This window comes from Variovorax sp. P4_D9 (assembly GCF_056401695.1).
Map to the genome: position 1 here is coordinate 1 of NZ_JBFUIU010000709.1, position 4,484 is coordinate 4,484.

3 protein-coding genes and 4 pseudogenes are annotated in these 4,484 nt (G+C 63.5%); 2 read left to right on the forward strand and 5 right to left on the reverse strand.

Going from position 1 to position 4,484, the window contains the following annotated elements; all coding sequences use genetic code 11:
* Window positions 1–236: 236 nt before the first annotated feature.
* The 5 genes and pseudogenes from AC1DY5_RS43195 to AC1DY5_RS43215 all read right to left on the reverse strand — a co-directional run.
* Window positions 237–365 (reverse strand): annotated as a pseudogene (locus AC1DY5_RS43195) (IS21-like element helper ATPase IstB); the annotation flags it as partial.
* Window positions 366–442: 77 nt separating this feature from the next.
* Window positions 443–556, reverse strand: a pseudogene (locus AC1DY5_RS43200) (IS110 family transposase); the annotation flags it as partial.
* A 127-nt stretch (window positions 557–683) separates the two neighbouring features.
* Window positions 684–1,017, reverse strand: a pseudogene (locus tag AC1DY5_RS43205) (transposase); the annotation flags it as partial.
* A 38-nt stretch (window positions 1,018–1,055) separates the two neighbouring features.
* The gene (locus AC1DY5_RS43210; RefSeq protein WP_478120564.1) at window positions 1,056–2,006 is read right to left on the reverse strand and encodes a glycosyltransferase family 2 protein; all 951 of its coding nucleotides are present in this window, start codon (window positions 2,004–2,006) and stop codon (window positions 1,056–1,058) included.
* Window positions 2,000–3,193 carry a DegT/DnrJ/EryC1/StrS family aminotransferase gene (locus AC1DY5_RS43215; protein WP_478120565.1) on the reverse strand — a complete coding sequence of 398 codons (1,194 nt, stop codon included), beginning with the start codon at window positions 3,191–3,193 and terminating at the stop codon, window positions 2,000–2,002. Before AC1DY5_RS43215 ends, AC1DY5_RS43210 begins: the two co-directional genes overlap by 7 nt.
* Before the next feature lie 215 nt (window positions 3,194–3,408).
* Here AC1DY5_RS43215 and AC1DY5_RS43220 point away from each other — a divergent pair, with 215 nt between their 5' ends.
* Window positions 3,409–3,705 carry an FCD domain-containing protein gene (locus AC1DY5_RS43220; RefSeq protein ID WP_478120566.1) on the forward strand — a complete coding sequence of 99 codons (297 nt, stop codon included), beginning with the start codon at window positions 3,409–3,411 and terminating at the stop codon, window positions 3,703–3,705.
* Between the two features lie 64 nt (window positions 3,706–3,769).
* Window positions 3,770–4,484 (forward strand): annotated as a pseudogene (locus AC1DY5_RS43225) (IS630 family transposase); the annotation flags it as partial.

The following is a 4,484-nucleotide window of genomic DNA, read 5'->3' on the forward strand; positions in this document are numbered from 1 at the left end:
CCTCCACCTCCATTCGGAAGGATCGACTGCCGCGCCACGCCGCACGCGCATGACCAGCTGGTTCCAATCCTCCGCAAAGGATTCATATTCGCTCGCCGCTAGGAAAATTAGCTGCCATTGGTCGGTCATAGGCGAACCTCGGTCAATGGAGTGGACCAGAGCTCAGGAGTCCTTCGCCTCCCCCAATCCACCGATCGGCATTCTCCTTCATGGAGATGCTGGCTCCAGCAGGACGTCATGGCAAGGAACTCGGTGAAGGCCAGCTTGCCTTGGATGGCCTGACGGTTGCGCGATTCGAGCGAATCCAGGAAGCCCGAGAGCCGCAGGAGCTTCAATTGCGGGGCGAGTTCGGGACTGGGGTTGATGGGGTTGGAGTTCAAGGTATTGCGTTTCTCGTGAGGGTGGATCGGAGGTCTGTGTTGAGGGGTGGTCGTCCGGCGTCCGTGCTTCCGATCTTGCCAAACAGTTCCACTTCACCCAAGCCTGCGGCGGATGCCACCGTGTTCGAATCCTTGTGGACGTCCAGACCAACGTACAAAGTGCTATCGTCTTCCATGCTGACCTCCGAGTTGAAAGGTTCGTTGGCTAGGGGTCGCGCGATCCCACCCAATGCGGCTCTGGCACCATGCTAGTCCGCGCTGTCTCGCGCGGTGGTCAGCCACAGCCGCCGGGAGTCATACTGACTTGCTCGTGCCCAGCAAGTTGGTCTTGCCACCCGAGGAATGCTGCCTTGAGACGAGGCCCAGCCGGGCACGACCTCGCGACCACCAGCGAAGGTTCTCGCGTGTCCGAGTTGGATGCGACCAGCGCGCGGGCCGTGATCGGCCCTATTCCTGAAAGTTGGGCGAGCTTACGGCTGAGGTCATTGCTGCGATGCCATGTCTGAATCTTCGCCTCAAGTTCATCGACCTGTCCATCCAGATCCTTGAGGTGGTCTAAAAGACGCTGCGCAAGGAGTCGAAACGCGCCGGGCAGCTCACTGGCTCCGTCTTCGATCAACTCGGGAACGCGCGTCGCCGAGCGCCTTCAGCAGAAGCTCGACGACACGCGCCGGATCAATTCTTGTAGGTCAGCGCCCAGTTCCACACCGGGCGCGGCGTCAGGATCATCAGCAGCACGAACGCGCCGCGCACGGAGAACCTCCGGTGCCACTTGAGATGGGGGGAAGCCAGGCAGCGCCAGGCGTTCAGCCGTTCTCCATCGCGCGCATAGCGGCCGGCCACGATCAGCATGTGTTGGTAGAACCGATCGCGCTTGGCCACCTCCATCTGCGGAGGAACGCGCAACTGCCGGGCGGCCTCGAAGGCCCGGTGGACATCCACGCCGCGGCCCGAGTTGGTGACCGATCCGGATTGCACACGGTAAAGCGAAACTTTCTCGGCATTGAAGCGCGCCCACGCGCCGCTGTTGGCAAGGCGGACCGAAAAGGCCCAGTCCCCGACGTTGCCGTCACGCTCGCCGCGCATGTGGGCCAGATAGGCCTCTTTCTCCACCAGGAAGGCGTTGTTGGGAATGGCCTCCGTCAGGCACCACTCCCACACCGGCCGCGTTGTGCTCGGTCCCTGCCTACCGTACCAGCGATCGCTCGCCTCGGACTTCGCCGGGTCGACGCGGCCCGTTTCGTCCATGATCAGCTGGCTACCGAACCATAGCTTCACGCGCGAGTCGTTTTCCGTGGCACAAGCGGCCGCCAGCGATTGCAGCGCGCCCTGACAGAGCTTGTCGTCGTTGTGAAGAAACAGCAAATGGTCGCACTTCGCCCGCGCGCCCAGGAACCACTGGTTGGGATAAGTGCCCTTGGGGGGCGCGCTCGGGATGTATTCAACGAGCGACCCCAGGCCGCTCGCAGCGATGACCTCCTGGTTGCGAGCCCAGAACTCGGGCGGGCTGTCGTCTCCGATGATGATCTCGCCGATCAGGGAGCGGTCCTGCAGCGCGATGCTGGCCAACGCCTCGGCCAGTTGCGCAGGCCGCGCATAGGCTGGGATGAGGATGGAAATCAGCATGCGGGAAGCGCCTCTCGCGCAGATCGATGCGTGAGGACATCCTTCACGGCGTGAATCACGTCGCTCACGTCCTTGTCGCTGAGCTTGGCCGAGATCGGCAGCGAGACGGTCTGCCTGCCGACGCGCATGGCATGAGGCATGTCTTCCGGACGCCAGCCGAGGCTTCGCTGGTAGTAGGGGTGTTCACCCAGCGCCAGATAGTGCACCCCGACGCCGATGCCCCGCGCGGTCATCGCGTCGAGGAAGGCGTCGCGCGATATGCCGCAGCGCGCCTCATCGATCAGCACGCTGAAGAGGTGGTGGGCGTGGCGCGTATTCGGCGCGGGTTGTGGCGGCAACGTCAATGGAAGCTCGGCCAGTTCCTCGCAGTAACGCTCCCAGATGGCCTTGCGCCGCTGCCAGTAGGGCTCCACGCGCTCCAGTTGCCCGAGGCCGATTGCGGCCTGCAGATCCATCATGTTGTACTTGAACCCCGCCTCGACGACATGGTAGTGCTTGTAGCCGTCGTCACCGAAGCGCTTCCATGCGTCCTTGGTCATGCCGTGCAGGCCGAGCACCTTGATCCGGGCAGCGGCGTCCTCGCTACGGGTCAGGACCATTCCCCCTTCGCCCGTGACGATGTTCTTGGTCACATAGAACGAAAAGCAGCCGAAGTCGCCAATGGTGCCGACGGAGCGGCCATGGTATACGGTCTCGATGGCATGCGCACAGTCCTCGATGACCTTGAGGCCGTGCACTTGCGCGATCGACATCAATGCGTCCATTTCGCAAGGCCGCCCCGCGAAGTGGACCGGCACGATGGCCCGGGTGCGCCCGGTGAGCCTGGCACGCACCTGCTCTGGGTCGATGTTCAGGGTTTCGGGATCGATGTCAGCCAGCACCGGTGTGGCGCCAGCATGAATGATGGCGTTGGCCGTCGCGCAGAAGGTCAGCGGAGTGGTGATCACTTCGTCTCCCGGCCCTACGCCCGACGCCAGCAGCGAAAGATGAAGTGCGGCGGAGCACGAATTCACCGCCATGGCATGGTCGGCACCGCGATATCGGGCAAAAGCATGCTCGAACCGGGCCACCAGCGGGCCCGTTCCAAGCCAGCCGGAACGCATGACCGCCTCGACTGCCGCGATGTCGTCGTCCTCGATCAGCGGCGCTCCGAAGGTCAGGAAATTGTTCTTGGTTCTCGCATGCATTGGGGGTAGTTCTATCGTTCAACATCAGGTCAGGATCTGTTCAGGCTCTGTTCAGGATCATATTCGACGTTCGGTCAGACCTCATATCCGCCCGAATGTCGCAAGGAATTTCACCTCAATCGAGGGGAGGTGGCGTCGGCGCGTGCGTTGCACGCCACCGTTAGCTTGATGAACACGCAGGTCCCGAGGTCCGGCTGGCCAACGAGATGCTGTGCATGCGACCTGCGGCCTCCGCCATCACCAAAGCCGAACTGCGCGAACTCGGTGCCGCGGCGATGGACTTCGAGAAGGCGGCGAGCAAGCACCAATCGGTCGCGCTCATGAATGCCGATCGGCGCTTTCATGAACTCATCGGCGCGGCCGCCCGCGATGCGATCCTGCAGGACATCCTCGACGTGCTGCATGCGCGGTCACAGCGCTTCTGGGCCATCTCCCTGTCCGGCCAGGGTCCGGCCAGGGTCACGTGGCCTGCGAACGTGCAAGGATCCGCTTGCATCATTTCCTCAATGTGACGAAGGCTCAGCGGGTAGGCTGCATACCAGCGCACGCAGGTGAGCATCACTTCGAGCGGATAGGCGCCAGCGCTTCCTGGACGGCGGGGTGGAGGCCCTGAGGCACGATGCGCCGCGCCCCGGGCGCACCCCCAGCGTGACCGCCGAGCTTGAATCGAGCATCGTGGACAAGACGCTTCACGACAGGCCGATCGCCGCCACGCACTGGAGCACGCGCACGCTGGCGGCGCGCAGCTCGGGGTGGGGCCGACAACCATCCGCCGCGTCTGGCAGCGCAACGGCCTGAAGCCGCATCGCCAGAGCAGCTTCAAGCTTTCGCGCGACCCGCGCTTTGAGGACAAACTGCTGGACGTCGTGGGGCTGTACCTGAACCCGCCCGAGCGCGCCCTGGTGCTCAGCTGCGACGAAAAAAGTCAAATCCAGGCGCTCAACCGCACCCAGCCAGGATTGCCGATGAAGAAAGGCCGCGCCGGCACCGTCACCCACGATTACAAGCGCCACGGCACGACCACGCTGTTCGCCGCCTTGAACACCCTGGACGGCACCGTGATCTCCATGTGCCAGCAGCAACACCGGCACGAGGAGTGGCTRAAGTTCCTGCGCCTGATCCAGCGCAAGACGCCCAAGCACCTGCAGCTGCACCTGATCGTGGACAACTACGGCACGCACACGCACCCGGAGGTTCAAGCCTGGCTGGCCAAGCACCCGCGGTTCGTCATGCACTTCACGCCCACCAGCGCGTCGTGGCTGAACATGGTCGAGCGCTTCTTCCGCGACAT

Excerpts from the sequence above, each read along its gene's own strand:
- AC1DY5_RS43210 (WP_478120564.1), bottom strand. The coding sequence starts at position 2,006 with ATGCTGATTTCCATCCTCATCCCAGCCTATGCGCGGCCTGCGCAACTG.
- AC1DY5_RS43215 (WP_478120565.1), bottom strand. The coding sequence starts at position 3,193 with ATGCATGCGAGAACCAAGAACAATTTCCTGACCTTCGGAGCGCCGCTG.
- AC1DY5_RS43220 (WP_478120566.1), top strand. The coding sequence starts at position 3,409 with ATGCGACCTGCGGCCTCCGCCATCACCAAAGCCGAACTGCGCGAACTC.